The organism is Mesorhizobium sp. WSM4844, from assembly GCF_055811775.1.
Genome location: NZ_JBVVQB010000005.1, coordinates 183,365 through 206,591, shown reverse-complemented (window position 1 = coordinate 206,591; position 23,227 = coordinate 183,365). Strand labels below are relative to the sequence as shown.

Here is a 23,227-nt window from a genome sequence, read left to right as displayed (position 1 = left end):
CCCCGCCAACATTTTACCCTTACGGCGGTGCGCCGGCGACCGATCCCCTGATGACCAGGTCGACCGGCCAGACTTCGCCGCGGGCGCCCTCCTCCAACCCCGAAATCCGCGCCGCCAGCCGCTCGGCGATACGAGCGCCGGCCAGGCGGATCGACGAACGCGTCGTCGACAACGGCACCGAAAAATTCTCCGGCTTCAGCCAGGGGAAGACGTCGTCGTGGGCGATCAGCGACAGGTCGCCCGGAATGGTCAGGCCGAGATCGCGCACCGCGCGCACGACGCCGAGCGCCATGATCAGGCTGGAGCAGGCGATCGCTGTCGGCGCATCGCTGCGCTCGAGCAACCGTCTGGCGGCGCGGTAGCCGTTCTCCTCGGTCATGGCGAGGGAACAGACATCGCCTTCGCCAAGCACCAGACCGCTTGCCGCCAGCGCCCGGCGCACGCCACGCTCGCGGTGAATGGCGAAGGTCTCGCGGCCGTCGCCGTTGATCAGCGCCAGCCGCCGGTGACCGAGCTGGACGAGCAACCGTGCCGCCTCGTGGAAGGCGCCCTCATTGTCGATGTCGGTGAAAGGGTAATCGAAATCGAGGCCTTCACTGCGGCCATGGACGATAAAGGGGATGCCGAGCGTGCTGACTAGCGCCACCCGCCGGTCGGCCGGCCTCGGCGAGGAGATGTAGACGGCGTCGACCTGCCGGTTGGCGACGATGCGCCGATAGGTCGTCTCCTGATCGTCGGCATCGGCGGGGGACAGCACCAGGTCGAGTTCGTGCGAACGGGCGTAGTCGCCGAGACCGGAGAGGAATTCGACGAAATGCGGGTCGATGTCGACGGCCGCCCCGGTCGGCAAGACATAACCGATCATCCCGGTCTTGCCGGTAGCCAGCCGACGCGCGCTCGGGTTGGGGCGATAGCCGTGGCGCTTGGCGGCGTCGATCACCCGCCGGCGCGTTTCCTCGTTGACTTCCGGGTAGCCGTTCAGCGCGCGGCTTACCGTGGTCTGCGAAAGCGCCAGCATGTGGGAAAGCTGTTTGAGGTTCACCGGAGGCCTCCAAGCCTCAAAGCGCTTTAACTATGGGCCGCTCGCGCCACGGCGGCAAGCGCTACCGATGCGAAGATCATAAGCACCCTTTCTAACCGGTTTGAAGCAAAATTTGCTGTTGCAGCGCCCAAAATGGTGCTGCAACGCACTTTGTTTGCTCTTGCGGCCGTGAAATTAAATCGATTAGTTTACCAGCCTCTTGACTTCTGATTAATTCAGTGGCGTGATTGCAAAGACCAAAGCGCTTTGGAAGACTCTTCGAAAGGTTGCGGTTCCCTTCCGAGTGAGTCACAGTCCTGCTGCGTCGGCGGACGGAATGGAGGTTCCGTCCGGTGTCTGTCACCACTGGGAGGGAATACCAATGAGGAAAATGCTTCTGCTGAGCGCCGCCTTTGTCGCGCTCGCCCTGGGCGCACCGGCGCAAGCCGAACTGAAGTTCAAGCCGGGCGAAGACCCCCGCTTCAACTGGGCGAATTACGAAGAGCTCAAGAAAGTCGACCTCAAGGGCGAGACGCTGTCGATCTTCGGGCCATGGCGCGGCGAGGACGAGGGCCTCATCCGCACCGTTCTCGACTATTTCTCGGAAGCCACCGGCGCCGAGGTCAAATACTCCTCGTCGGAAAATTACGAACAGCAGATCGTCATCGACACGCAGGCCGGCAGCCCGCCCAACATCGCCGTGCTGCCGCAGCCGGGCCTGATCCAGGATCTGGCGTCCAAGGGCCTGCTGACGCCGCTCGGCGACGACACCGCCAACTGGATCAAGGACAATTACGGCGCCGGCCAGTCATGGGTCGATCTCGGCACCTTCAAGGACAAGGATGGCCAGCCGGGCTTTTTCGCCTTCCCCTACAAGGCCGACGTGAAATCGCTGGTCTGGTACTCGCCGGACAATTTCGAGGAAGCCGACTACGAGGTGCCGAAGACGCAGGAAGAGCTCGCCGAGCTCGAAAAGCAGATCATCGCCGACGGCGGCACGCCCTGGTGCATCGGGCTCGGGTCTGGCGGCGCCACCGGCTGGCCGGCGACCGACTGGGTCGAGGACATCATGCTGCGCACCCAGACGCCCGAGACCTACGACAAGTGGGTGAAGAACGAGATTCCGTTCAACGACCCCGCGGTGGTCAACGCCATCGACATTTTCGGCAAGATCGCGACCGACGACAAGATGGTCGACGGCGGCGCCAAGGCGGTGGCGGCGACGGATTTTCGCGACAGCCCGAAAGGCCTGTTCTCGGTGCCGCCGAAATGCTATTTGCACCACCAGGCGTCGTTCATCCCAACCTTCTTCCCGGAAGGCACCGAGATCGGCCAGGACGCCGACTTCTTCTACTTCCCAGCTTACGCTGCCAAGCCCGACCTCGGCACCCCGGTTCTCGGCGCCGGCACGCTGGCCATGATCACCAAGGATAGCAAGAGTGCCCGCGCGTTCATCGAATTCCTGAAGATGCCGCTCGCCCATGAGATCTGGATGGCCCAGGGCGGCTTTGTGACGCCGTTCAAGTCGGTCAACAAGGACGCCTATGCCAGCGACGCGCTGAAGAAGCAGGGCGAAATCCTCGCCGAGGCCTCGACCTTCCGCTTCGACGGGTCCGACCTGATGCCGGGCAAGATCGGCGCCGGCGCCTTCTGGACCGGCATGATCGATCTCGTCGGCGGCAAGTCCGCCCAGGATGTCGCCACCGACATCCAGAAGAGCTGGGACGCGATCAAGTAGGCGGTCCCGGCTGAACGTCCGATCCTGCATGGATCCGGGCCTCGATGGCCCGGATCCGACCGGCGGCCCGCACAGCAGCAATTTTTATGAGCACATTCCGGCATGACGCGCGACCAGCAAGTGCAAAACCCTGCCTTGCATCCGATCGCGTTCCAAATAACTGAATCGGCCTGTGATCGCATCGCCAAAGTCATTCCCGACTGGCGGATCATGCGCAGAGGGAGGGACCCGTGGCGGCTCAGATTTTCTCGGCCATATTCGTCATCGTCGTCGGCGTCGGCGGCTGCGTCGCCTATTTCTGGGGCGCCAACAAGCTGGTGGACATCATCTTCCCGTCGCGCGGCGTTGCAGGTGCGGCGGCCATCGACAATCTGCGCCGGCAGGGGATGATCCGGCCGTGGCTGTTCGTCGGCCCGGCCATGATCATCCTCACCATCTACCTGATCTACCCGGTCGTGGAGACGCTGAGGCTGTCGTTCCTCGATCGCGGTGGCGCCAATTTCGTCGGCTTCGCCAATTATGAATGGGCGTTCGGCGACCGCGAATTCCGCACCTCCATCCTCAACAACATCATCTGGCTGGCGGTCGTGCCTGCCGCCTGCACCTTCCTCGGGCTGATCATCGCCGTCCTCACCGACAAGATCTGGTGGGGCACCATCGCCAAGAGCCTCATCTTCCTGCCGCTGGCCATCTCGTTCGTCGGCGCCAGCGTCATCTGGAAGTTCATCTACGAGTATCGTGGTGCTGGCCAGACGCAGATCGGCCTGCTCAACGCCATCATCCAATATTTCGGCGGCCAGCCGCAGGTCTGGATATCGCTGCCGTTCTGGAACAATTTCTTCCTGATGATCATCCTGATCTGGATCCAGACCGGCTTTGCCATGGTCATCCTGTCCTCTGCCTTGCGGGGCATTCCCGAGGAGACGCTGGAGGCGGCCGTCATCGACGGCGCCAATCCGTTCCAGATCTTCTGGAAGATCATGGTGCCGCAGATCTGGGGAACGATCGCCGTCGTCTGGACCACCATCACCATCCTGGTGCTGAAGGTTTTCGACATCGTGCTGACGATGACCAACGGCCAATGGAACAGCCAGGTGCTGGCCAATCTGATGTTCGACTGGATGTTCCGCGGCGGCGGCGATTTCGGCCGTGGCGCCACCATCGCCATCATCATCATGATCGCGGTCATTCCGATCATGATCTGGAACATCCGCCAGGCCAACAAAGAGACGGGAGGACATTGAGATGGCCGTCTCGACCGGAAAGTCCTTTGCCAGCCGTTTCGGCGTCCATATCGCGGTCTTCCTCTTCGTCGCGATCTGGACGATCCCGACGCTCGGCATTCTCGTCTCGTCGCTGCGCGACAAGGACCAGATCATCGCCTCGGGTTGGTGGAACTCGTTCGCCAGTTCCACGCAGACGGAAGCGGGGCGGCTGCCACCCGCCTCGGCACAAGTCGAGAAGGACGGCAAGTTCGTCCTCGAGGGCAACATCTTCGGCGATGATCCGGCCCGCGACATCAGCGCCTTTGGCGTCAAGTCGTCGGCGCCGACGCAATATCCCGCCGGTACCACAGCCGATCTCGGTGACGGCGAGACCTTGCAGCTCAACCCCGACGGCAGTTTCGTCATGACCTCGACCAAGCCGTTCGAGGGCGAGCGTGGCCAGCGCGTCTACTACGCCTCGTCGGCGCCGCCGAAATTCACCACCGACAATTACAATACGGTGCTGTTTTCGGAAGGCATCGGCCGCTCCTTCATGAATTCGCTGACCGTCACCATTCCGGCGACCGTCATCCCGATCCTGATCGCGGCGTTCGCGGCCTATGCGCTGGCCTGGATGCGCTTTCCCGGCCGGGCGTTGCTCATCGCGGTGATCATCGGGCTCCTGGTCGTGCCGCTGCAGATGTCGCTGATCCCGCTGCTGAAGCTTTACAACGGCGTCGGCAGCTTCTTCGGCGTGCCGTCGAAAACCTATCTCGGCATCTGGCTGGCGCATACCGGCTTCGGCCTGCCCTTCGCCATCTATCTCTTGAGAAGCTACATTGCCGGCCTGCCACGAGAAATCATGGAATCAGCGCGCATCGACGGCGCCAGCGATTTCGAGATCTTCGTCAAGATCGTGCTGCCGCTGTCGTTCCCGGTGCTGGCCTCTTTCGCCATCTTCCAGTTCCTGTGGGTGTGGAACGATCTGCTGGTCGCGATGGTGTTCCTCGGCACCGAGGGCGACCAGATCGTGCTGACCGCCAAGCTCAACGCGTTGCTCGGCTCGCGCGGCGGCGACTGGGAGATCCTGACGACATCTGCCTTCATCACCATTGTCGTGCCGCTGATCGTGTTCTTCTCGCTGCAGCGCTATTTCGTCCGCGGGCTGCTCGCCGGCTCGGTGAAGGGAGGCTGAGATCATGCAATCCGCTGTGAAAGCGACGTTGAGTCCCCACTTCGCCGTCGACCGCGACTGGTGGCGAGGTGCCGTGATCTACCAGATCTATCCGCGCAGCTATCAGGACTCGAACGGCGACGGCATCGGCGACCTCAGGGGCATCATCGGCAGGCTGCCCTATATCGCGGCGCTCGGCGTCGATGCCATCTGGATCTCGCCGTTCTTCAAGTCGCCGATGAAGGATTTCGGCTACGACGTGTCCGACTATTGCGACGTCGATCCGATGTTCGGCACGCTGGCCGATTTCGACGCCCTGACCGCCGAGGCGCACAGGCTCGGGCTCAAGGTGATGATCGACGAGGTGCTGTCGCATACCGCCGACATCCATCCGTGGTTCAAGGAAAGCCGCTCGAGCCGCACCAACCCGAAGGCCGACTGGTATGTCTGGGCCGACGCCAGGCCCGACGGCACGCCACCCAACAACTGGCTGTCGATCTTCGGCGGTTCGGCCTGGCAGTGGGACACCAGCCGCCAGCAATATTACCTGCATAATTTCCTGGCCGAGCAGCCCGATCTCAACTTCCACAGCCGCGCAGTCCAGGACGCGCTGCTCGATGTCACCCGCTTCTGGCTGGAGCGCGGCGTCGACGGTTTCCGCCTCGACACCATCAATTTCTACTTCCACAGCCAGGGCCTCGAGGACAATCCGCCGCTGCCGCCCGAACAGCGCAACGACCAGACCGCTCCTTCCGTCAACCCCTACAACTACCAGGACCATCTCTACGACAAGAGCCGCCCCGAAAACCTTGGCTTCCTCGAACGCTTCCGCGCCCTGCTCGACGAATATCCGGCGACGGCGGCGGTTGGCGAAGTCGGCGATTCGCAGCGCGGACTGGAGGTGGTGGCGGCCTATACCGCCGGCAGCAAGCGCGTGCACATGTGCTATTCATTCGACTTCCTGGCGCCCGAAAAGATCAGCGCGGCAAAAGTGCGTTCGGTGCTGGAAGCCTTTGGCGAGGTCGCCAGCGACGGCTGGTCGTGTTGGGCCTTCTCCAACCACGACGTGATGCGCACTGCCTCGCGCTGGGCGGCCGGCGAGGCCGACCAGACCGCTTATCTCAAGGTGATCTCGGCGCTGCTGATGTCGCTGCGCGGCTCGGTCTGCATCTACCAGGGCGAGGAACTCGGTCTTGGCGAAGCGGAATTGCAATTCGAGGATCTGCAGGACCCCTACGGCATCCGGTTCTGGCCGGAATTCAAGGGCCGCGACGGCTGCCGCACGCCGATGGTCTGGAATGGCGCCGACGGCAATGGCGGCTTCTCCACGGCAAAGCCCTGGCTGCCCATGCCTGCCAAGCACCTTTCGCAGGCGGTCGATGTGCAGCAGGGCGACGATAACTCGCTGCTCGAACACTACCGGCGCTTTCTCGCTTTCCGCCGCCTGTATCCGGCGCTGGCCAAGGGCGAGATCGAGTTCATCGAAAGCCAGGGCGATACGGTCGCCTTCACGCGCCGCGAGGGCAAAGAGCAGATCGTCTGCGCCTTCAATCTCGGCAGCCGACCGGCCGAAGTCAATCTCGGCGGACGCTCGCTGCAGCCCTTGCCGGGGCACGGGTTTTCGGGACAGACTGACGCCGGCTTTATCCGCCTCGACGGCTACGGCGCCTGGTTCGGGCGTATCGACTGAATTTGCAATTCACTGGAGGGAACCCATGGCCGATGTCACGCTAAGGCAAGTGAAGAAATCATACGGCAATCTCAACATTCTCCATGGCATCGACCTCGACATAAAGTCGGGCGAGTTCATCGTCTTCGTCGGCCCTTCGGGCTGTGGCAAGTCGACCTTGCTGCGGTCGATCGCCGGGCTTGAGGAAATCACCTCCGGCGAGCTCAAGATCGACGGCGAGGTGGTGAACGACGTGCCGCCGTCGAAGCGCGGCATCGCCATGGTGTTCCAGTCCTATGCGCTCTATCCGCACATGACTGTCTACGACAACATGGCGTTCTCGATGAAGATCGGCAAGGAGAGCAAGGCCGAGATCGACAAGCGGGTGCGCCAGGCGGCGGAAATCCTGCAGCTGACCAAATATCTCGACCGCCTGCCCAAGGCGATGTCGGGCGGCCAGCGCCAGCGCGTCGCCATCGGCCGCGCCATCGTGCGCAACCCCAAGGTCTTCCTGTTCGACGAGCCGCTGTCGAACCTCGACGCGGCGCTGCGCGTCGCCACCCGCATCGAGATCGCGAAGCTCAAGGAATCGATGCCTGCTACAACGATGATCTACGTCACCCACGACCAGGTCGAGGCGATGACGCTGGCCGACCGCATCGTGGTGCTCAAGGAGGGCCATATCGAGCAGGTCGGCACGCCGATGGAGCTCTACAAGAGACCCGGCAATCTGTTCGTCGCCCAGTTCATCGGCTCGCCGGCCATGAACATCCTGCCGGCGACGATCGACAAATCAGGCGACCCGACCATCGTCAGTCATGTCGGCGGGCGCAAGGCGACGGTGCCGATCGCCACGCCGGCGTCGGTGAAGGGCGCTTCGGTGAGCTTCGGCGTGCGGCCGGAAGATCTGACGATCGCCACCGGTGCGGATTATCTTTTCGAGGGAACGGTGGATTATGTCGAGCAACTCGGCGAGGTCCAGCTCGTCTATGTCGACATCGGCCGCGCCGACCTGCCGCTGGTCACCAAGTTGCCAGGCAATGTCGGGGTCAAGCGCGGCGCTGCGCTGCGGTTGAATGCCGATGCCGGCGACCTGCATATTTTCGATGCCGACGGACATTCATTCACGCTCCACAAAGCGGAAGCAAAGGCAGCCTGAGAGCAGCAGCCGAACTGATGGATGTTTGGTGACCCAAAAACGAGAGCGGCGGGCAAAGCCGCCACTCTTGTGCGTTCCGGTCGCTGTTAGAGCGACGTGCGTCCAAGTGGACGCACAAAGGTACGCTCCAACACTTTAACCCTGCGCATCGTGCTTTCCGAAAATCGGAACCGATTTTCGGGCCGATGCGCTAGCGGCCGAACAGGTTCCGGTCGCTGCCCTGCGGGGCGGACTTCTGTACGTCGCCCGACGAGTTGAGCAGCTTGTAGACCGGCGAGCCGGTATTGCGTACCGAAGAAGTCTGCGTGTTGTCGACGTTGATGGTCGCCTGCTTGTTGATGTCGGTTCTGCCAAAGTTGTCGCTACCGGCAAAAGCGCCGCCCGCAGCAATCAAAAGCGCGGCGGCGGTAAGAACGATCTTCTTCATTTTCAAAACTCCTGGATTTTCTTGGTTCCGCCAGCCCGGCGGGCAAATGCCGCCGCCGCTGTTGGAACGAACTGTTAGTTGTTGCCGAACAGGTTACGGTCGCTGCCGTTGACGGGTTTCTCGTCAGCCGGAACCGGATTCTGCGCCGAAGCCGAATTCCGAATCGAAGCCGTGTACGAGTTGCTGTCGACCGCAGCGGCCGGCTGGTTGGCGCCGTTCGATCCAAAGTTGTCGCTGCCGGCAAAAGCGCTGCCGGAGATGGCCACAATCGCGGCGGTGGCAAGAATGAGCTTCTTCATTTCAAATACTCCTGAGTTCCTCAGATCCCGAGCGGCGGACCGCCACTTTGCTGTTTGGGACCAGCTGTTAATTGTTGCCGAAAAGGTTGCGGTCGGCGCCCTGGCCAACGGGCTGCTTTTCAGCGTGAGCCGGCGTCTGGACAGAGGCCGTATACGAGCTGTCGACCGCGACGGCCGGCTGGTTGGCGGCGTTGGACCCATAACGGTCGCTGCCGGCAAAGGCGCTGCCGGTGATGGCCAGAGCGGCGACGGCAGCAAGAGCGATCTTTTTCATTTTAGTACTCCAGTATCTTAGTCTTCAGTCCGTCTAGCGGCGTGTCTTGGGAGGATGCGCGCGTCGTTCGGACAGCCCCGATGTGGGAAGGCCATTCGGCGGATTCCAATCACGAAGTTGTTCCGTGTGGACCAAGAATCTACACCTTGAAATTGTACCAGAGGCATCTGCTACCATGGTTTTATGGTTTGTTTTCAATATCTTATTCAAAATTAGCAATTCATGATTTGACGGATTGGCGAATTTGCGTTCACAGCGTGTTGCACGCATTGTCAACAGAAACGAACCGTTCGGTTCGATTTTAGAAGCGGCTAATAGTCACTTTTGTAAACTGTTAACCTTCCTGATCTCCGCCGCGGGTCGGATTCTATGTCACGGCAGCCGACAGTGGCCGCCGACAAAGTGGGGTTTCAGCCCTGCAGATATAAACCTGCAGGTTTCGCCGGCGGTGTCGCGCCGCATGGATACGATGTCGCTTTCATGCCGGCAGTCAGCCGGCCGGCATGATTAGATCACGCCATCTCAGGTGCCGCTTGGTGACGACGAAGCGGAGAATTGGGAAGCCGGTCAGAACCCGGCGCTGCCCCCGCAACGGTGGTGGAGTTCAAGTCGCAACGGGAGACCACTGGGCCACAAGCCTGGGAAGGTGTCGCGACGAGTCCGCAAGGACACTCCAGAGCCCGGAAACCAGCCCGAGATTTTCAGACTCGACTGATCGCGGTGGGCGGTCAAGAGGTGGATGATGCACGTCCGGCCCTGTCGCCGGCGTGCAAACGGTCCTCCCTCCATCACCACCAGTTCAGTCCTTACACGAGGACAGGACATGGACGCGCGCAACGACATGCTGAGGCTCTTGCACGGCCGCAGGCAAGGCTATTCGCTCGAGCAGCCCTTCTACACCGATCCAGATTTCTTCAAGCTCGACATGGAGCTGATCTGGTATCGCGACTGGCTGTTCATCGGCCACGATTGCGAGTTGCCGAAAGCTGGCAGCTATATCACCGCCCAGATCGGCGACTATCCGGTCGTGCTGGTCCGCGACCAGCAAGGCAAGATCAATGCCTTCCACAATTCCTGCCGGCATCGCGGCAGCCGTGTCTGCAATGCCGACAAGGGCACTGCGGCGAAGCTGGTCTGCCCCTATCACCAGTGGACCTAGGAGCTGGACGGCCGGCTGTTGTTTGCTCGCCAGATGGCAGACGGCTTCGACAAGAGCCAGTTCAGCCTGAAGCCGGTGGCTTGCGAAAGCGTTGGCGGCTACATCTTTATCTGCCTGGCCAACGAGCCGGCCGATTTCGCGCCGATGCGCGCCATGATCGAGCCTTACCTCCTGCCGCACCGGCTGCGCGAGGCAAAAATCGCCTTCGAATCGACCATCGTCGAGAAGGGCAACTGGAAGCTCGTCTGGGAGAACAACCGCGAGTGCTACCATTGCGCCGGCAACCATCCGGAACTCTGCAAGACATTCCCGGAAGCGCCGACCGTGACCGGCGTGCAGGGCGCCGACAGCGATCCAGAGATGCTCGCGCACTGGGCGAAATGCGAGGCGGCGGGCTTGCCGAGCAAGTTCCGCATCGATCCGGCCGGGCAGTATCGCGCCACCCGCGCGCCGCTGCTGCACGACGCCGTCAGCTACACGATGACGGGAAGACGCGCGGTGAAGAAGAACCTTTCCGACAGCGTTTCGACCGACCGTATCGGCTCGCTGCTGCTCTATCACTATCCGACGAGTTGGAACCATATCCTCGGCGATCATGCCGTCACCTTCCGCGTGCTGCCGATCAGTGCCACGGAAACGGCCGTCACCACCAAATGGCTTGTCCACAAGGACGCGGTCGAAGGCGTCGATTACGACCTCGCCGAACTCACCCATGTCTGGACCGAGACCAACGACCAGGACCGTCGCATTGTCGAGGAAAACGCCTTCGGCATCCTGTCGCCGGCCTATGAGCCCGGCCCCTATTCGGAACTGCATGAGGGCGGCGTCATCCAGTTCGTCGAATGGTACGCCTCCTTCATCGGGCCGCGCCTTGCCGAGGCCGGGCGGCCGGCGCTGCGCAGCGTCGCCTGAACGAGGTCAAGGGGATGAATGCGATGACGGACCTTGGCCTCTACCGCCATCTCGACGAGATGGCGCCCTGGAACGACAGGCTCCAGGTGCTGGAAGTCATCGGCGTCAGCGACGAGGCGCCTGACGTGAAGACCTTCACCTTCCGCTCTGACAACCAGACCTGGTTCCGCTACAGACCGGGGCAGTTCGTGACGCTGGAACTGCCGACCACCGAGGGCCCGATGATGCGGACCTATACGCTGTCGTCCTCGCCGTCGAGGCCGTTCTCGATCGCGGTGACGGTGAAAGCGCAGGCCGGCAGCCTCGGCACCCGCTGGATGTTCGACAATCTGAAGCCCGGCGTTCACGTGAAGGCCTATGGGCCGGCGGGCGACTTTTCGCTGCACAGCCATCCAGCGGCCAAGTATCTGTTCATTTCGGCCGGCTCAGGCGTGACGCCGATGATGTCGATGCTGCGCTGGCTGAACGACTGCGCGCCATGGACAGATGTCGGCTTCGTCAACTGCGCGCGAAAGCCCGAGGAGATCATCTTCCGCAAGGAGCTCGAGCTGCTCGGCAGCCGCATGCCGGGCCTGACGCTCGGCTTCATGATCGAGGAGCGGTCCAGCCGTGAGGGCTGGTTCGGCCATATGGGCCGGATCGACGCGATACGGCTGCCGCTGCTGGCCCCCGATTTTCGCGAGCGCGAAATTTTCTGCTGCGGCCCCGACCCGTTCATGCGCGCCGTGCGGCAGATGCTGGAGGCGGCCGGCTTCGACATGGCCAACTACCATCAGGAGAGCTTTGCGGCCCCGGCGGTGGAGGAAATACCGGCCCCGTTCGGTTCGCCGGCAGAGGGTGGGCCGGCAAAGAGTGGGGTCGAGGTACCTGCCGAGGCCGCAACGCCGATCCGCTTTTCGCTTTCGGATATTGATGCCGAATGCGTTGCCGGCCAGACCGTGCTGCAGACGGCGCGCGCTTCGGGCGTACGCATCCCCGCAGCCTGCGAGTTCGGCCTGTGCGGAACCTGCAAGGTGAAAAAGGTCTCGGGCACGGTCGAGATGAGCCACAATGGCGGCATCCTCGATCACGAGATCGACGACGGCTTCATTCTTGCCTGCTGTTCGAAGCCGCTGACGGCGCTCGAGATCGACGCCTGACCGGGGAGCTTAAACCCCGTAGCGCTCGGTGCGGATGAGGCTTGCCGGAACGCCGGCATCGATCAGCGCCTGGGCGGCGGCTGACACGAAGGCATTCGAGCCGCAGACAAAGGCGAACCTTGGCGGCGCGGGCAGCCGCAGCATCGATTGCTCCATCATCGCGGCATCGACCCGCCGCGAATAGTCTGACGGGCGCGGGGCGGCCTCGCGGGTCAGCGCCAACACCAGATCGAAGCCGTCCCGGCGATCGTGGAAGTCGATCAGCTCGTCGCGAAAGATCACCTCGTCCCAGACCCGTGCGGAAAATACCAATGCCACGGGCACCGCCGATCTGCGCGCGGCGCGATGGCGGATCATCGCCATCAGCGGTACCACGCCGGACCCGCCGCCGACCAGCAGAAGCGGGCCGCCGTCGCTGTCGGACCAGACGAAGTGGCCACCGAGCGGTCCGCGCAACTCGACCTCGTCGCCAACCGCCGCGATATCGTGGAAGAAGGGCGAGATCTCGCCATCATCGAGCCTTTCGATCGCCAGCTCGATCGTCTCGCCGGCTTCCGGCGCCGAGGCGATTGAGTAGGAGCGGCGCGCCTGATAGCCGTCCGGCGCCGTCAGCCTGACATCGACATGCTGCCCGGCACGATAGCCGAAGGGCCGCGACGGCTGGAGGAAAAAGCTGGTGACGCGCGGCGTGCGCTTTTCGATGCGGGCGATGGTCACCGTCTGCCAGGGCGACTGCGCCGCCGGCGCGTCGCTCATGGATCGCCCGTATAGCGCTGCTCGCGCCACGGGTCGCCATAGATGTGATAGCCGCGCAGCTCCCAGAAGCCGGGCTCGTCGCGCTCGGTGAACTGCAGCCCGTTCAGCCATTTGGCCGACTTCCAGAAATAGAGATGCGGAACCAGAAGCCGCGCCGGGCCGCCATGGTCCGGCGTGATCGGCTTGCCTTCGTAGAGCAGCGCCACCATCGCTTTGCCGGCAATGAGATCCTGCGTCGGCACGTTGGTGGTATAGCCGTCGAAGGACAGCGCCAGCGTGAAGGCCGTCGGTGGCTTGATGCCGGCATCCGCCAGAATATCGTCGACCAGCACACCCTGCCACGCCGTGTCGAACTTGGTCCACGCGGTGACACAATGAATGTCGCGCGTCATCTTGGTCAAAGGCAGCGCGTTGAACTCTGTCCAGTTCCACGTCTTGATCGGCCGCGGTCCGTGCTTGAGCGTGAACGACCAGTCCTCGGTGCGCACGCGCGGCGTCGGCCCGGCCGACAGCACCGGAAACCCGTGCTCGAGGTACTGCCCCGGCGGGATACGCGCATCCGCATCCGTCGGGGGCTTTCGTCCTGAAGAGAAGCCGCGGGTGACCATCGAGACAATCCGTTTGCATCAGGCCGCCTGTCGGCCTTCACCAATGTTGTCAAAGATATTCCGGCGGGCAACCAGATTCTTGGCTTATGCGCCGTCTGTTCGCCTGAGATAACCGGTGGCGATCTCGCGCATCCGTTTGGCGTCGAAGCTTGGTCCATGGCCGCCATGGCCGATGCTGACAGGCAGATCGAGCAGCCGCTGCATGGTTCGGCGATAGGCTGATCGGTCGGAGTCCGGCAGGTCGTCGATCAGCATGGCGTCGTAGATGGCGTCGCCGGTGAAGAACAGGCCGTCGGCCTCATCGAACAGCGCGATCGAATCCGGCGAATGGCCGGGCAGATGCAGCACCCGGAATTGCCGGTCGCCAAGGTCGACCAGATCGCCCTCGTCAAGCGTCCGCGTCAGCGGCGCCGGCTGGATTCTGTATTCGGCCGCTTTCCAGCCCGGTGCCGGCAGCTTCGAGACGGCGCCGTCGAGATCATGAAACATGTGGGCGTAGGTGACGGCGTCATCCATGCTGTCGAATTGCGCAGCACTCATCCTCGGCCCGGCTCGCAGCGGGAATTCGTGCAGCGAGCCGACATGGTCGAGGTGGATATGGGTGGCGACGACGAGCAGCGGCTTGCCATCAGGCGTGTCGATCTCCGGCGCCAGCGGGCAAATCCCCATGCCGGTGTCGACAAGCAGGTCGACGTCGCGGCCGCGCAGATGCCAGATGTTGGCGCGCACGAAATCATGCACGAACGGCTCGGTCAGCATGGCTGTAACGGCGTCGACCTTCGTCTTGCTGAACCAATCATCCATCGGAGGGCCGGCATCAGACGAACGGTTTTCCAACCTTGTACTTTTCGGGAACCAGCCGCTTCAGATAGGCCATTCCTGCGTCGGAGAGTTGGTTGGCATCCGGCAGCATGAAATCGTCGGGCATGTGACGGGTCTTGCCGGCAACGTTTTTCAGCGGCACCTTGTTCAGCACGGTTTTCTCGCCGTCATATTGCAGCGCCACCGAGCCTCCGCCCTGTTCGGCGACAGCGACCGCAAAGACGCCGGCATCGAAGGCTTCCTGCGCATCGACGGGGTTGATGGCGCCGACATAGCCGCGCGGCATGTAGCCGAGCGCATCGACGCGCGCCCGCTTGCCCGGCAATCCTTCGGCCAGCGCGCGCTCGAGGGCGGCCGGCAGGTCGCTGCCCGACAGCTTGACGTTGCCATGCGCATCGCGCTCCAGTTTGTTTGGCGGCACAAGACTTTCGACCAGCGCCTTGCCGTCGGCGGTGCTGACGCCTTCGGAGACTGCGACGATGCAGCGCTTGTGGCGATCGAGCGTGGCGCGCACGTCGTCGATAAAGGCTGAAGCCGAGAACGGACGCTCCGGCACATAAACGAGGTGCGGGCCGCTGTCGGGATCAAGCTGCCATGCGGCGGCGGCGGCGGTGAGGAAACCGGCGTGCCGGCCCATGACGATGCCGACATAGATGCCCGGCAGAGCACGGAAATCGAGGTCGACCGAGAGAAAGGCGCCGGCGACGAACTCGGCTGCCGAAATGAAGCCCGGCGTGTGGTCATTCTCCTCGAGATCGTTGTCGATGGTTTTCGGCGCATGGACGAAAGCCATCTTGCCGCCGGCGGCGTCGGTCAGGATCTGCTGCGTGCCGGACGTGTCGTTGCCGCCGATATAGATGAAGGCATCGGCGCCCGCCTTGTTCAGGCCGTTGAGGATGATCTCGCAATAGGCCTCGTCCGGTTTGTCGCGGGTCGAGCCAAGCGCGGCGCTCGGCGTCGCCGCAATCAACCGCAACCGGTCCTCAGGGATAGCCGAAAGATCGACATAGTTGCCGTCGCGGATGCCGCGCACGCCATGGATGGAGCCCAACACCTTGGCGCCGGGATGCCGCCTGCGGATCTCGAGCGTGGCGCCCACCACCGTCTGGTTGATGACGGCGGTCGGACCGCCGCCTTGCGCGATGACAAAAGTTCCGGACATGCTTCACGTCTCCCGAGCAGTGGCTTTGCAATCCACATTCGCCTGTCTTGCGAGATCGCGCAACGGGAGAGTCGAGCGGCTGCGTCAGCCGCCTCGAGTTCAGACGATGACCGGGAGGGTCAGACGACGACGACCGGGTTCTTCCTGGAGACGCGGCTGTAGAGGTCGATGATGTCCTGGTTGATCAGGCGAACGCAGCCCGACGACATCGCCTGGCCGATGCTCCACCATTCGGGCGAACCGTGGATGCGGTAGCCGGTGTCCTGGCCGTTCTGGTAGATGTACAGCGCACGCGCGCCGAGCGGGTTGTCGAGGCCGCCGGGCTGCCCGGCCTGCCATTTCACCAGTTCCGGCTTGCGGGCGATCATCTCGGCCGGCGGCCTCCAGGTCGGCCATTCCTTGCCGTACTGGATGTTGGCGCGGCCGGACCAGCGGAAGCCATCCTTGCCGATGCCGACGCCGTAACGGATCGCGTCACCGCCGGGCTGCACCAGGTAGAGCAGCCGCTCCTGCGAATGGACGACGATGGTGCCGGGCTGCTCGCCGGTCGGGTCGACGACGATCTGGCGGCGGAACTCCGGCTTGACCTTGAGGTAGGGCACTTCCGGCAGCGTGAAGCCGCCGTCGGTGACGGAGGCATACATCACACCAGGGCTGGTGATGTTCTTGTCGACGCTGATGCTCGGGCGGACAGGGGTGATCGCGCCGGTGGTGACGGCGTCGAGTTGCAGCGCCGACAGGTCGAGCGTCTGGCTGCAGCCGGCGACGCCGAGCAGCGCCAGCGCACCGGCGCCGGACAACACTGCGCGGCGGGAAAGCTGGATTTCGGAAATTTCGATTTCGTCGCCATTGTGCGGCGGCGTCAGACCTTGCGGCAACTCACGCATCTACCCAAACCCTACGCTGTCGGCGGGAAACACGGTCCGGCCGGATAGAGTGCATTTTCACCAATCATGGTTGAAAAAGCGTGAAGAACCGTTGCCGATGTTAGCCTAGGGCATTTTCGATTTTTGCCCTTTACATCTTCGCGAGCCCAAGGATTTATCCTCTTCTTTGAGCTCAAGGAGACGAGCATGTCCTTCGAAAACTGGGCCGGCTTTGCTGCCGCCTCGACGATCCTTCTTGTCATTCCCGGCCCGACCATCCTTCTGGTCGTATCCTATGCGCTCGGCCAGGGCTGGCGCACCGCGCTGCCGATGGCGGTTGGCGTGGCGTTTGGCGATTTTACCGCGATGACGCTGTCGATGCTTGGCATCGGCGCGCTGCTGGCGGCGTCGGCCACCGTGTTCACGGTGCTGAAGGTGGTCGGCGCCGGCTATCTGATCTATCTCGGCATAAAGCTGTTTCGCGCCGGCGGCACGCTCAAGGCCGAGCCGCGCCTGGATGCGGTGTCCTCGGCCAAGATGATGACGCATGCCTGGCTGGTCACCGCGCTCAATCCGAAAAGCATCACCTTCTTCGTCGCCTTCCTGCCGCAGTTCCTCGACCGGCATGCCGATTTCTGGACGCAGATGCTGATCTTCGAGACGACTTTCCTGGCGCTCGCCTTCGCCAATGCCTTCGGTTACGCGCTGATCGCCGCAAGGGCACGCAACGTCGTTCGCAACCCGAAAGCGATCCGCATCTTCAACCGTACCGGCGGCACGCTGCTGGTCGGCGCCGGCATTGCCACAGTGGCGATGCGCTCGGGCAATTGAGGACATGACATGGTAGTCAGGGATGCATTCGGCCTGACGTTTTCGGGCGCGACGGAGGCCGGGTTCTCGCCTTACAGCCAGGCCGTCCGCGAACTGCAATGCTTCATCGGCGATCCGGTCGGCTCGGTCGATCGCGCCATCGCCGAGAATCCCGGCTTCGTCATGGCGCATGTGTTCAAGGGCTATCTCTTCGGCCTCGCCACCGAGCGCGAGGCGGCAGCCGTGGCCAGGACATGCCACGAGGCGGCACTGCCGCTTGCCGCCACGCCGCGCGAGCAGGCGCATGTCGCAGCACTTGGCCATCTTGCCGCAGGACGCTGGCATGAAGCCGCCCGTCTGCTCGAGGATATCGCCATCGAGTTTCCGCTCGATGCGCTGGCGCTGCAGACCGGGCACCAGATTGATTTCTTCACCGGCAATGCCCGCATGCTGCGCGACCGCATCGGCCGCGCGCTGCCGTCGTGGCAAAGCGGCATGCCGGGCTACCACGCCATACTCGGCATGCAGGCGTTCGGACTGGAGGAAATGGGCGACTATGCGCGCGCCGAAAAGCTTGGCCGCATGGCAGTCGACATCGAGTCGCGCGACGGCTGGGCGCAGCACGCCGTCGCCCATGTCATGGAAATGCAGAGCCGGCAAAGCGACGGCATAGCTTGGATGCGCGCCAACCCCGACGCGTGGACGCGTGAAAGCTTCCTGAAAGTGCATAATTGGTGGCATCTGGCGCTGTTCCACTACGATCTCGGCGAGACCGACGAGGTGTTGGCGCTCTATGACGGCCCGATCTACGGCGAGCGCTCGACGCTGGCGCTCAACATGGTCGATGCCTCGGCGATCCTGTGGCGGCTGCATCTCGGCGGCGTCAATGTCGGCGGCCGCTGGGCGGCGCTCGCCGCCAACTGGGCGAAGGCCAGCGCCGGCAACTATGCCTTCAACGATGCCCACGCAATGATGGCCTTCGTCGGCGGCGGCCAAGAAGCGCCGGCTCGCACCTTGCTCGAGGCGCAGCGCGAGGCCATGCTCGGCAACGACGACAACGCCGCCTTTACCCGGGATGTCGGCTATCCCCTGACGCTCGCCATCGAAGCGTTCGGCGACGGCAATTATGCCGAGACGGTCCGCCTGATCCGGCCGATCCGGGCGATCGCCCACCGCTGCGGCGGCAGCCACGCGCAGCGCGACGTCGTCGACCTGACGATGATCGAGGCGGCGCTGCGTTCCGGCGACCATGCGTTGGCAAAGGCGCTTGCAGCGGAACGCACGCTGGCGCGGCCGGACAGTCCGCTGTCGGCGCTGTTCTCGCGGCGGGCGGCCAATTTGTCGGAGAATTGACCGGAGGCGGATCTTGTCTTAAAAAATGCCAAGTCAGATTTTTTCGAGGTCCGAAAAAATTAATGACATTGGGAGGACACCATGTATCTTGGCCTCGATCTGGGCACGTCGGGCGTCAAGGCGCTGTTGATCGATGCCGGGCAGACCGTCATCGGCTCCGGCCACGCGTCGCTCGACGTGTCGCGGCCGCATCCCGGCTGGTCCGAGCAGAACCCCGCCGAGTGGATCCGCGCCTGCGAGAAAGCGATCGCGGAACTCAAGGCTTCCCATCCAGAACAGCTCGCCGCCGTCAAAGGGATCGGCCTGTCCGGCCAGATGCATGGCGCTACATTGCTCGATGCCGGCGACCAGGTGCTGCGCCCCTGCATCCTGTGGAACGACACGCGCAGCCATGCCGAGGCGTCCAAGCTCGACGCCGACCCGCGCTTTCGCAAGCTGACCGGCAACATCGTCTTTCCCGGCTTCACCGCGCCAAAGCTGGTCTGGGTGAGAAACAACGAACCAGATATTTTCGCCAAACTGGCAAAGGTCTTGCTGCCGAAGGATTTCCTGCGGCTCTGGCTCACCGGCGAGCATATTTCGGAGATGTCGGACTCGGCCGGCACCTCTTGGCTCGATGTCGGCAAGCGAGACTGGTCATCCGACCTGCTCACGGCCACGTCGCTCGATGAGAAGCAGATGCCGTCACTGGTCGAAGGCACTGAGAAGGCTGGCGCGTTGCGCAGCGAACTGGCCTCGAAATGGGGGATGCAGGCCGGCATCCCGATCGCTGGTGGCGCCGGCGACAATGCGGCGTCGGCTTGCGGCATGGGCACGGTCGCCGCCGGCCAGGCCTTTGTCTCGCTTGGCACGTCAGGCGTGCTGTTTGCCGCCAATGCGGCCTATCTGCCCAACCCGGAAAGCGCGGTGCACACATTCTGCCACGCGCTGCCCGACACCTGGCACCAGATGGGCGTCATCCTGTCGGCAACCGATTCGCTCAACTGGCTGTCGGAGATATCAGGCAAAGGCGCCGGCGAGTTGACCGCCGAGCTCGGCGATACGCTGAAGGCGCCGACCGGCGTGACCTTCCTGCCCTATCTCTCCGGCGAGCGCACGCCGCACAATGATTCGGCAATTCGCGGCTCGTTTACCGGGCTTGCGCATGAATCGAGCCGCGCCGTGTTGACCCAGGCCGTGCTGGAGGGCGTGGCTTTCGCCTTCCGCGACAGTCTCGAAGCCCTGGCCAAGGCCGGCACGACGCTGACGCGGGTGACGGCGATCGGCGGCGGCTCGCGCTCGCACTACTGGCTAAAGGCAATCGCCACCGCGCTCGGCCTGCCCGTCGACATTCCCGCCGACGGCGATTTCGGCGCCGCCTTCGGTGCAGCGAGGCTTGGCCTGATCGCGGCGACGGGCGCCGATCCGCTCAGAGTGTGCACGGCGCCGGCCACCGATGCCACCATCGAACCGGTCGCCGCGCTAAGCAATGCCTATGCGGATGCCTATCAGCGCTACCGCTTGCTTTACCCGGCTATCAAGGCGGCCACGGCGTGAGTGGTTTCACACCCCCGCCGCGGCCCGAGATCACCTCACTGTGCCGGGACCTTGTCGAGAAAGCCGGTGACGCTTTTCAGGCGGCCATTCTCGATGACGCCGATGTCGGTGCCTTCGATGACGGAATCGGTGCCTTCCGGCCCGAGATTCCACGAGAAGCGGATCGTGTCGCCAAGCCCATCCGGCTTGCCCTTCAGCGAAAACCGGAAGCCGGCAAAACGTTTTTGGACACCATCGATCAGTGCGGCGAGGCCATTGTGGCCGTCTCCCTGCATGATCGGATCGCGGTAGCTGACGTCATCGGTGAAGGCCGCCTTGAGCAAGGCTTGCCGGCGCGCGGCATCGCTCTCGTTCCAGGCGGCGATGTAGTTTTCGGCGATCGTGTTGAGGTCGGTCATGGTTTGTCTCCGTTGTTGATTGGCTTTGACATGACCCTTTTCATCCAGCGACAGCGCGAAACCAATTACGCCTGAGGTAATCAGGACCGAACCCTGCGAGAGGACAGACAGACATGACCAGCGGCTTTTTCGGCGACATCCAGAAGATCAAATACGAGGGGCCGGATTCGACCAATCCGCTGGCCTACCGGTTCTACAATCCCGATGAAATTGTCGCCGGCAAGCGGCTGGAAGACCATTTGCGGTTTGCCGTCGCCTATTGGCATTCCTTCGCCTGGCCGGGCGGCGATCCGTTCGGCGGCCAGACCTTCGAGCGGCCGTGGTTCGCCGAGGCCGGTGGCATCGACACGATGGAACTGGCCAAGCTCAAGGCCGATGTCGCCTTCGACATGTTTTCGCTGCTGGGTGTTCCCTATTTCTGCTTCCACGATGCCGATGTGCGGCCGGAGGGAAAAGACTTTTCTGAAAGTGCCGCGCGGCTCGACGAGATATCAGACTATTTTGCGGCGAAGATGAAGCAGACCGGGGTCAAGCTGCTTTGGGGCACGGCCAACCTTTTCTCCAACCGCCGCTTCATGGCGGGCGCCGCCACCAATCCCGACCCGGACGTGTTTGCCTATGCGGCAGCGACGGTGAAGCACTGCATCGACGTCACCAAGCGGCTGAAGGGCGAGAACTATGTGCTGTGGGGCGGCCGCGAGGGCTATGAGACGCTGCTCAACACCGACCTTGCCCGCGAACAGGAACAGGCCGGCCGCTTCCTCAATCTGGTCGTCGACTACAAGCACCGGATCGGCTTCAATGGCACCATCCTGATCGAGCCGAAGCCGCAGGAGCCGACAAAGCACCAGTACGACTATGACGTCGCCACCGTCTACGGCTTCCTCAAACGCTTCGGGCTGGAGAAGGAGGTCAAACTCAACATCGAGCAGGGCCACGCGATCCTGGCCGGCCATTCCTTCGAGCATGAACTGGCGCTGGCCAATGCGCTCGGCATCTTCGGCTCGATCGACATGAACCGCAACGACTACCAGTCGGGCTGGGACACCGACCAGTTCCCCAATAATGTGCCGGAGATGGCGCTGGCCTACTATCAGGTCCTGCAGGCCGGTGGCTTCAAGTCCGGCGGCACCAATTTCGACGCCAAGCTTAGGCGACAGTCGCTCGATCCGCAGGATCTGCTGATTGGCCATATCGGCGGCATGGATTGCTGTGCACGCGGCCTCAAGGCCGCCGCGCGCATGGTCGGGGAAAAGGCGCTGTCGGCCCCGCTGGCCGAGCGCTATGCCGGCTGGAACTCGGCCGAGGCCAAGGCGATGCTTGCCGGCAAGCGCACGCTGGAGGAGATCACCGAGCGCGTCGTCAAGAAGAAGATCGAGCCGCAGCCGAGATCCGGCCGCCAGGAACTGCTCGAGAATATCGTCAACCGGTACGTCTGAGGTGCCGCACCGGCGGGTCTCTTGACGACCCGCCGGCCCGGAACAGCTTTGCCGCGAGGGCGGAACCGACGACAAGGTTTTGCCTCGCACCGCCCCTCAATCGCCTCGCTCTTGCCTTCAAACAGCCGTCACGAATCTAGTATATGTGGTTGGTGGCGGGAACAGAAAGAAGGAGGCGAAACGATATGCAGCACGAACGCGAAATCGACGCCCTGCTCTCATCTGGCGAGGGATCGATCATCGACCGGCTGATGGCGCTGCCGCATCCGAAGGATAGCGCGCGCGGTGCAAACGAATGGGATCGCGCGGTCGCCAGCCGCTTCGAGACCCACCTTGCGAGACAGATGCGCTCGCATATCGACGGCAAAAGCGACCGCCAGGACGCTGCCTGATCCCGACTATTTCCTACGCAGCCTGACCGGCGCTTCGCCGAAAGCTCTTGAAAACGCTCTGGAAAATGCCGCGGCGGACGAGAACCCCGTTCGCCCGGCAATATCGGCCATGGCCACGCGCGTGTCGACCACCAGCCGGCGCGCGGCACCCAGCCGCAGCCTGAGATAATAGGCGCCCGGCGTCTCGCCGATCGACTTGCGAAAGATGCTCTCCAGCGTTCGTGCCGTCACCCCGGCGCGCTTTGCCACCGCGGCAATGGTCAAGGGCTGGTCGACATGGGTTTCCATCAGCCGGATGGCTTGCGCAAGCCGCGGATCGTAGCCGTCGAGGCGGCCGAGCGAGACCAAAGGCTGCGCGTCGGTCGCGGCGCGTGCCTGGTCGTAGATGAAAACACTTGCCACATCGAGCGCAACGGCCATGCCGAGCCGCGTGCGGATCAGATGCAGCATCAGGTCGAAGGTCGGCGAAGCGCCACCGGAGGTGAAGACCGGCCCGTCGATGACGTAGCGGTCGGGGCGGACGTCGACATCGGGAAAGGCCGAGGAAAAATCCTCCATGTCCTCCCAATGGGTGGTGGCGCTGCGCCCTTCCAGCAGGCCGGCGCGGGCGACCAGCCAGGTACCGGCTTCGACGCCGCCGCAGGCGCGTGCGGCGCGCCCCGCTCGGCGCAGGCCGGCAAGCAGGGCCGACGTGGCATAGTTCTGCGTGCCGAAACCGGCGACGACGACAAGCACATCCGTCGTATCCGCCGCATCGAAGCGGCCGCTGACCGCAACCGGCAGGCCGCATGTGGTGGCCCGCGCGTGGGCCGGCCCCGAAAACACCCAGAAAAAGAACAACAAGGAGCCGGCCAAAAAGTTTGGGGCGCGCCGCGGCTCGCCGCGCGCCGCGCCCCACAAAAAAGAAGG

At 63.3% G+C, this 23,227-nt stretch carries 22 protein-coding genes, 1 pseudogene and 1 riboswitch; of the genes and pseudogenes, 12 read left to right on the top strand and 11 right to left on the bottom strand.

The window, feature by feature from the left end; all coding sequences use genetic code 11:
• Positions 1–19: 19 nt before the first annotated feature.
• Positions 20–1,042, bottom strand: coding sequence for a substrate-binding domain-containing protein (locus AC0L2A_RS07185; protein WP_473608104.1), 1,023 nt, complete (start codon positions 1,040–1,042; stop codon positions 20–22).
• A gap of 361 nt (positions 1,043–1,403) precedes the next feature.
• Here AC0L2A_RS07185 and AC0L2A_RS07180 point away from each other — a divergent pair, with 361 nt between their 5' ends.
• From AC0L2A_RS07180 to AC0L2A_RS07160, 5 genes are all read left to right on the top strand, one after another.
• The gene (locus AC0L2A_RS07180; RefSeq protein WP_473608103.1) at positions 1,404–2,759 is read left to right on the top strand and encodes an ABC transporter substrate-binding protein; all 1,356 of its coding nucleotides are present in this window, start codon (positions 1,404–1,406) and stop codon (positions 2,757–2,759) included.
• Between the two features lie 230 nt (positions 2,760–2,989).
• Positions 2,990–4,003, top strand: coding sequence for a carbohydrate ABC transporter permease (locus AC0L2A_RS07175; RefSeq protein WP_023796848.1), 1,014 nt, complete (start codon positions 2,990–2,992; stop codon positions 4,001–4,003).
• A 1-nt stretch (position 4,004) separates the two neighbouring features.
• Positions 4,005–5,159 (top strand): carbohydrate ABC transporter permease, encoded by a 1,155-nt coding sequence (locus AC0L2A_RS07170; RefSeq protein WP_027151438.1) that lies wholly within the window; start codon positions 4,005–4,007, stop codon positions 5,157–5,159.
• 4 nt (positions 5,160–5,163) lie between these two features.
• Positions 5,164–6,828 carry a beta-galactosidase BglA gene (gene bglA, locus AC0L2A_RS07165; RefSeq protein ID WP_473608102.1) on the top strand — a complete coding sequence of 555 codons (1,665 nt, stop codon included), beginning with the start codon at positions 5,164–5,166 and terminating at the stop codon, positions 6,826–6,828.
• A 25-nt stretch (positions 6,829–6,853) separates the two neighbouring features.
• A complete protein-coding gene (locus AC0L2A_RS07160) occupies positions 6,854–7,966 on the top strand; it encodes an ABC transporter ATP-binding protein (protein WP_023796851.1) in 1,113 nt (370 codons plus the stop codon).
• Positions 7,967–8,156: 190 nt separating this feature from the next.
• Here the strand turns inward: AC0L2A_RS07160 and AC0L2A_RS07155 are convergent, their stop codons facing one another.
• From AC0L2A_RS07155 to AC0L2A_RS07145, 3 genes are all read right to left on the bottom strand, one after another.
• Complete coding sequence (locus AC0L2A_RS07155) at positions 8,157–8,393, bottom strand: DUF680 domain-containing protein (protein ID WP_023796852.1); 237 nt, start codon at positions 8,391–8,393, stop codon at positions 8,157–8,159.
• Between the two features lie 74 nt (positions 8,394–8,467).
• Positions 8,468–8,692: a DUF680 domain-containing protein gene (locus tag AC0L2A_RS07150; protein WP_023796853.1), complete on the bottom strand. Its 225-nt coding sequence runs from the start codon at positions 8,690–8,692 to the stop codon at positions 8,468–8,470.
• 67 nt (positions 8,693–8,759) lie between these two features.
• Positions 8,760–8,966: a DUF680 domain-containing protein gene (locus AC0L2A_RS07145; protein ID WP_473608101.1), complete on the bottom strand. Its 207-nt coding sequence runs from the start codon at positions 8,964–8,966 to the stop codon at positions 8,760–8,762.
• Positions 8,967–9,473: 507 nt separating this feature from the next.
• A riboswitch (cobalamin riboswitch) is annotated at positions 9,474–9,676 on the top strand.
• Between the two features lie 113 nt (positions 9,677–9,789).
• On the opposite strand from AC0L2A_RS07145, the pseudogene AC0L2A_RS07140 reads away from it, so the two are divergent.
• Positions 9,790–11,037 (top strand): annotated as a pseudogene (locus AC0L2A_RS07140) (aromatic ring-hydroxylating oxygenase subunit alpha).
• 23 nt (positions 11,038–11,060) lie between these two features.
• Positions 11,061–12,176, top strand: coding sequence for an FAD-binding oxidoreductase (locus tag AC0L2A_RS07135; protein WP_473608099.1), 1,116 nt, complete (start codon positions 11,061–11,063; stop codon positions 12,174–12,176).
• Between the two features lie 9 nt (positions 12,177–12,185).
• Here the strand turns inward: AC0L2A_RS07135 and AC0L2A_RS07130 are convergent, their stop codons facing one another.
• The 5 genes from AC0L2A_RS07130 to AC0L2A_RS07110 form a co-directional block, all read right to left on the bottom strand.
• A complete protein-coding gene (locus AC0L2A_RS07130) occupies positions 12,186–12,932 on the bottom strand; it encodes an FAD-binding oxidoreductase (protein WP_473608098.1) in 747 nt (248 codons plus the stop codon).
• Complete coding sequence (locus AC0L2A_RS07125; protein WP_473608097.1) at positions 12,929–13,540, bottom strand: sulfite oxidase-like oxidoreductase; 612 nt, start codon at positions 13,538–13,540, stop codon at positions 12,929–12,931. Before AC0L2A_RS07125 ends, AC0L2A_RS07130 begins: the two co-directional genes overlap by 4 nt.
• A gap of 84 nt (positions 13,541–13,624) precedes the next feature.
• The gene (locus AC0L2A_RS07120; protein ID WP_473608095.1) at positions 13,625–14,344 is read right to left on the bottom strand and encodes an MBL fold metallo-hydrolase; all 720 of its coding nucleotides are present in this window, start codon (positions 14,342–14,344) and stop codon (positions 13,625–13,627) included.
• A gap of 13 nt (positions 14,345–14,357) precedes the next feature.
• Positions 14,358–15,524 (bottom strand): diphosphate--fructose-6-phosphate 1-phosphotransferase, encoded by a 1,167-nt coding sequence (locus AC0L2A_RS07115; protein WP_473608094.1) that lies wholly within the window; start codon positions 15,522–15,524, stop codon positions 14,358–14,360.
• Positions 15,525–15,643: 119 nt separating this feature from the next.
• Positions 15,644–16,411 carry a L,D-transpeptidase gene (locus AC0L2A_RS07110; RefSeq protein ID WP_128172871.1) on the bottom strand — a complete coding sequence of 256 codons (768 nt, stop codon included), beginning with the start codon at positions 16,409–16,411 and terminating at the stop codon, positions 15,644–15,646.
• 186 nt (positions 16,412–16,597) lie between these two features.
• Between AC0L2A_RS07110 and AC0L2A_RS07105 the strand changes: the two genes are divergently transcribed.
• The 3 genes from AC0L2A_RS07105 (at position 16,598) to xylB (ending at position 20,089) form a co-directional block, all read left to right on the top strand.
• Entirely contained in the window at positions 16,598–17,221 is a 624-nt protein-coding gene (locus AC0L2A_RS07105; RefSeq protein ID WP_473608093.1) for a LysE family translocator, read from the top strand.
• Between the two features lie 9 nt (positions 17,222–17,230).
• Positions 17,231–18,553: a tetratricopeptide repeat protein gene (locus AC0L2A_RS07100; protein ID WP_473608091.1), complete on the top strand. Its 1,323-nt coding sequence runs from the start codon at positions 17,231–17,233 to the stop codon at positions 18,551–18,553.
• A gap of 81 nt (positions 18,554–18,634) precedes the next feature.
• The gene (xylB, locus tag AC0L2A_RS07095; RefSeq protein WP_473608090.1) at positions 18,635–20,089 is read left to right on the top strand and encodes a xylulokinase; all 1,455 of its coding nucleotides are present in this window, start codon (positions 18,635–18,637) and stop codon (positions 20,087–20,089) included.
• A gap of 35 nt (positions 20,090–20,124) precedes the next feature.
• On the opposite strand, the gene AC0L2A_RS07090 is transcribed toward xylB, so the two are convergent.
• Entirely contained in the window at positions 20,125–20,487 is a 363-nt protein-coding gene (locus AC0L2A_RS07090) for a nuclear transport factor 2 family protein (RefSeq protein ID WP_473608089.1), read from the bottom strand.
• Between the two features lie 113 nt (positions 20,488–20,600).
• Here AC0L2A_RS07090 and xylA point away from each other — a divergent pair, with 113 nt between their 5' ends.
• Together xylA and AC0L2A_RS07080 are read left to right on the top strand one after the other, a co-directional pair.
• Positions 20,601–21,926: a xylose isomerase gene (gene xylA, locus AC0L2A_RS07085; protein ID WP_473608087.1), complete on the top strand. Its 1,326-nt coding sequence runs from the start codon at positions 20,601–20,603 to the stop codon at positions 21,924–21,926.
• A gap of 185 nt (positions 21,927–22,111) precedes the next feature.
• Entirely contained in the window at positions 22,112–22,318 is a 207-nt protein-coding gene (locus tag AC0L2A_RS07080) for a hypothetical protein (RefSeq protein ID WP_473608086.1), read from the top strand.
• 6 nt (positions 22,319–22,324) lie between these two features.
• Here AC0L2A_RS07080 and AC0L2A_RS07075 read toward each other — a convergent pair.
• Positions 22,325–23,227 (bottom strand): GlxA family transcriptional regulator (locus AC0L2A_RS07075; RefSeq protein WP_473608085.1); only part of this gene is annotated, 903 nt, incomplete at its 5' end.

Bases quoted from the DNA above. Each gene is read 5' to 3' on its own strand.
- AC0L2A_RS07105 (WP_473608093.1), top strand. From the start codon at position 16,598: ATGTCCTTCGAAAACTGGGCCGGCTTTGCTGCCGCCTCGACGATCCTT.
- AC0L2A_RS07170 (WP_027151438.1), top strand. From the start codon at position 4,005: ATGGCCGTCTCGACCGGAAAGTCCTTTGCCAGCCGTTTCGGCGTCCAT.
- xylA (WP_473608087.1), top strand. From the start codon at position 20,601: ATGACCAGCGGCTTTTTCGGCGACATCCAGAAGATCAAATACGAGGGG.
- AC0L2A_RS07120 (WP_473608095.1), bottom strand. From the start codon at position 14,344: ATGGATGATTGGTTCAGCAAGACGAAGGTCGACGCCGTTACAGCCATG.
- AC0L2A_RS07125 (WP_473608097.1), bottom strand. From the start codon at position 13,540: ATGGTCACCCGCGGCTTCTCTTCAGGACGAAAGCCCCCGACGGATGCG.
- AC0L2A_RS07100 (WP_473608091.1), top strand. From the start codon at position 17,231: ATGGTAGTCAGGGATGCATTCGGCCTGACGTTTTCGGGCGCGACGGAG.
- bglA (WP_473608102.1), top strand. From the start codon at position 5,164: ATGCAATCCGCTGTGAAAGCGACGTTGAGTCCCCACTTCGCCGTCGAC.
- AC0L2A_RS07180 (WP_473608103.1), top strand. From the start codon at position 1,404: ATGAGGAAAATGCTTCTGCTGAGCGCCGCCTTTGTCGCGCTCGCCCTG.
- AC0L2A_RS07110 (WP_128172871.1), bottom strand. From the start codon at position 16,411: ATGCGTGAGTTGCCGCAAGGTCTGACGCCGCCGCACAATGGCGACGAA.
- AC0L2A_RS07135 (WP_473608099.1), top strand. From the start codon at position 11,061: ATGACGGACCTTGGCCTCTACCGCCATCTCGACGAGATGGCGCCCTGG.
- AC0L2A_RS07160 (WP_023796851.1), top strand. From the start codon at position 6,854: ATGGCCGATGTCACGCTAAGGCAAGTGAAGAAATCATACGGCAATCTC.
- AC0L2A_RS07115 (WP_473608094.1), bottom strand. From the start codon at position 15,524: ATGTCCGGAACTTTTGTCATCGCGCAAGGCGGCGGTCCGACCGCCGTC.
- AC0L2A_RS07145 (WP_473608101.1), bottom strand. From the start codon at position 8,966: ATGAAAAAGATCGCTCTTGCTGCCGTCGCCGCTCTGGCCATCACCGGC.
- AC0L2A_RS07080 (WP_473608086.1), top strand. From the start codon at position 22,112: ATGCAGCACGAACGCGAAATCGACGCCCTGCTCTCATCTGGCGAGGGA.
- AC0L2A_RS07155 (WP_023796852.1), bottom strand. From the start codon at position 8,393: ATGAAGAAGATCGTTCTTACCGCCGCCGCGCTTTTGATTGCTGCGGGC.
- AC0L2A_RS07130 (WP_473608098.1), bottom strand. From the start codon at position 12,932: ATGAGCGACGCGCCGGCGGCGCAGTCGCCCTGGCAGACGGTGACCATC.
- AC0L2A_RS07150 (WP_023796853.1), bottom strand. From the start codon at position 8,692: ATGAAGAAGCTCATTCTTGCCACCGCCGCGATTGTGGCCATCTCCGGC.
- xylB (WP_473608090.1), top strand. From the start codon at position 18,635: ATGTATCTTGGCCTCGATCTGGGCACGTCGGGCGTCAAGGCGCTGTTG.
- AC0L2A_RS07090 (WP_473608089.1), bottom strand. From the start codon at position 20,487: ATGACCGACCTCAACACGATCGCCGAAAACTACATCGCCGCCTGGAAC.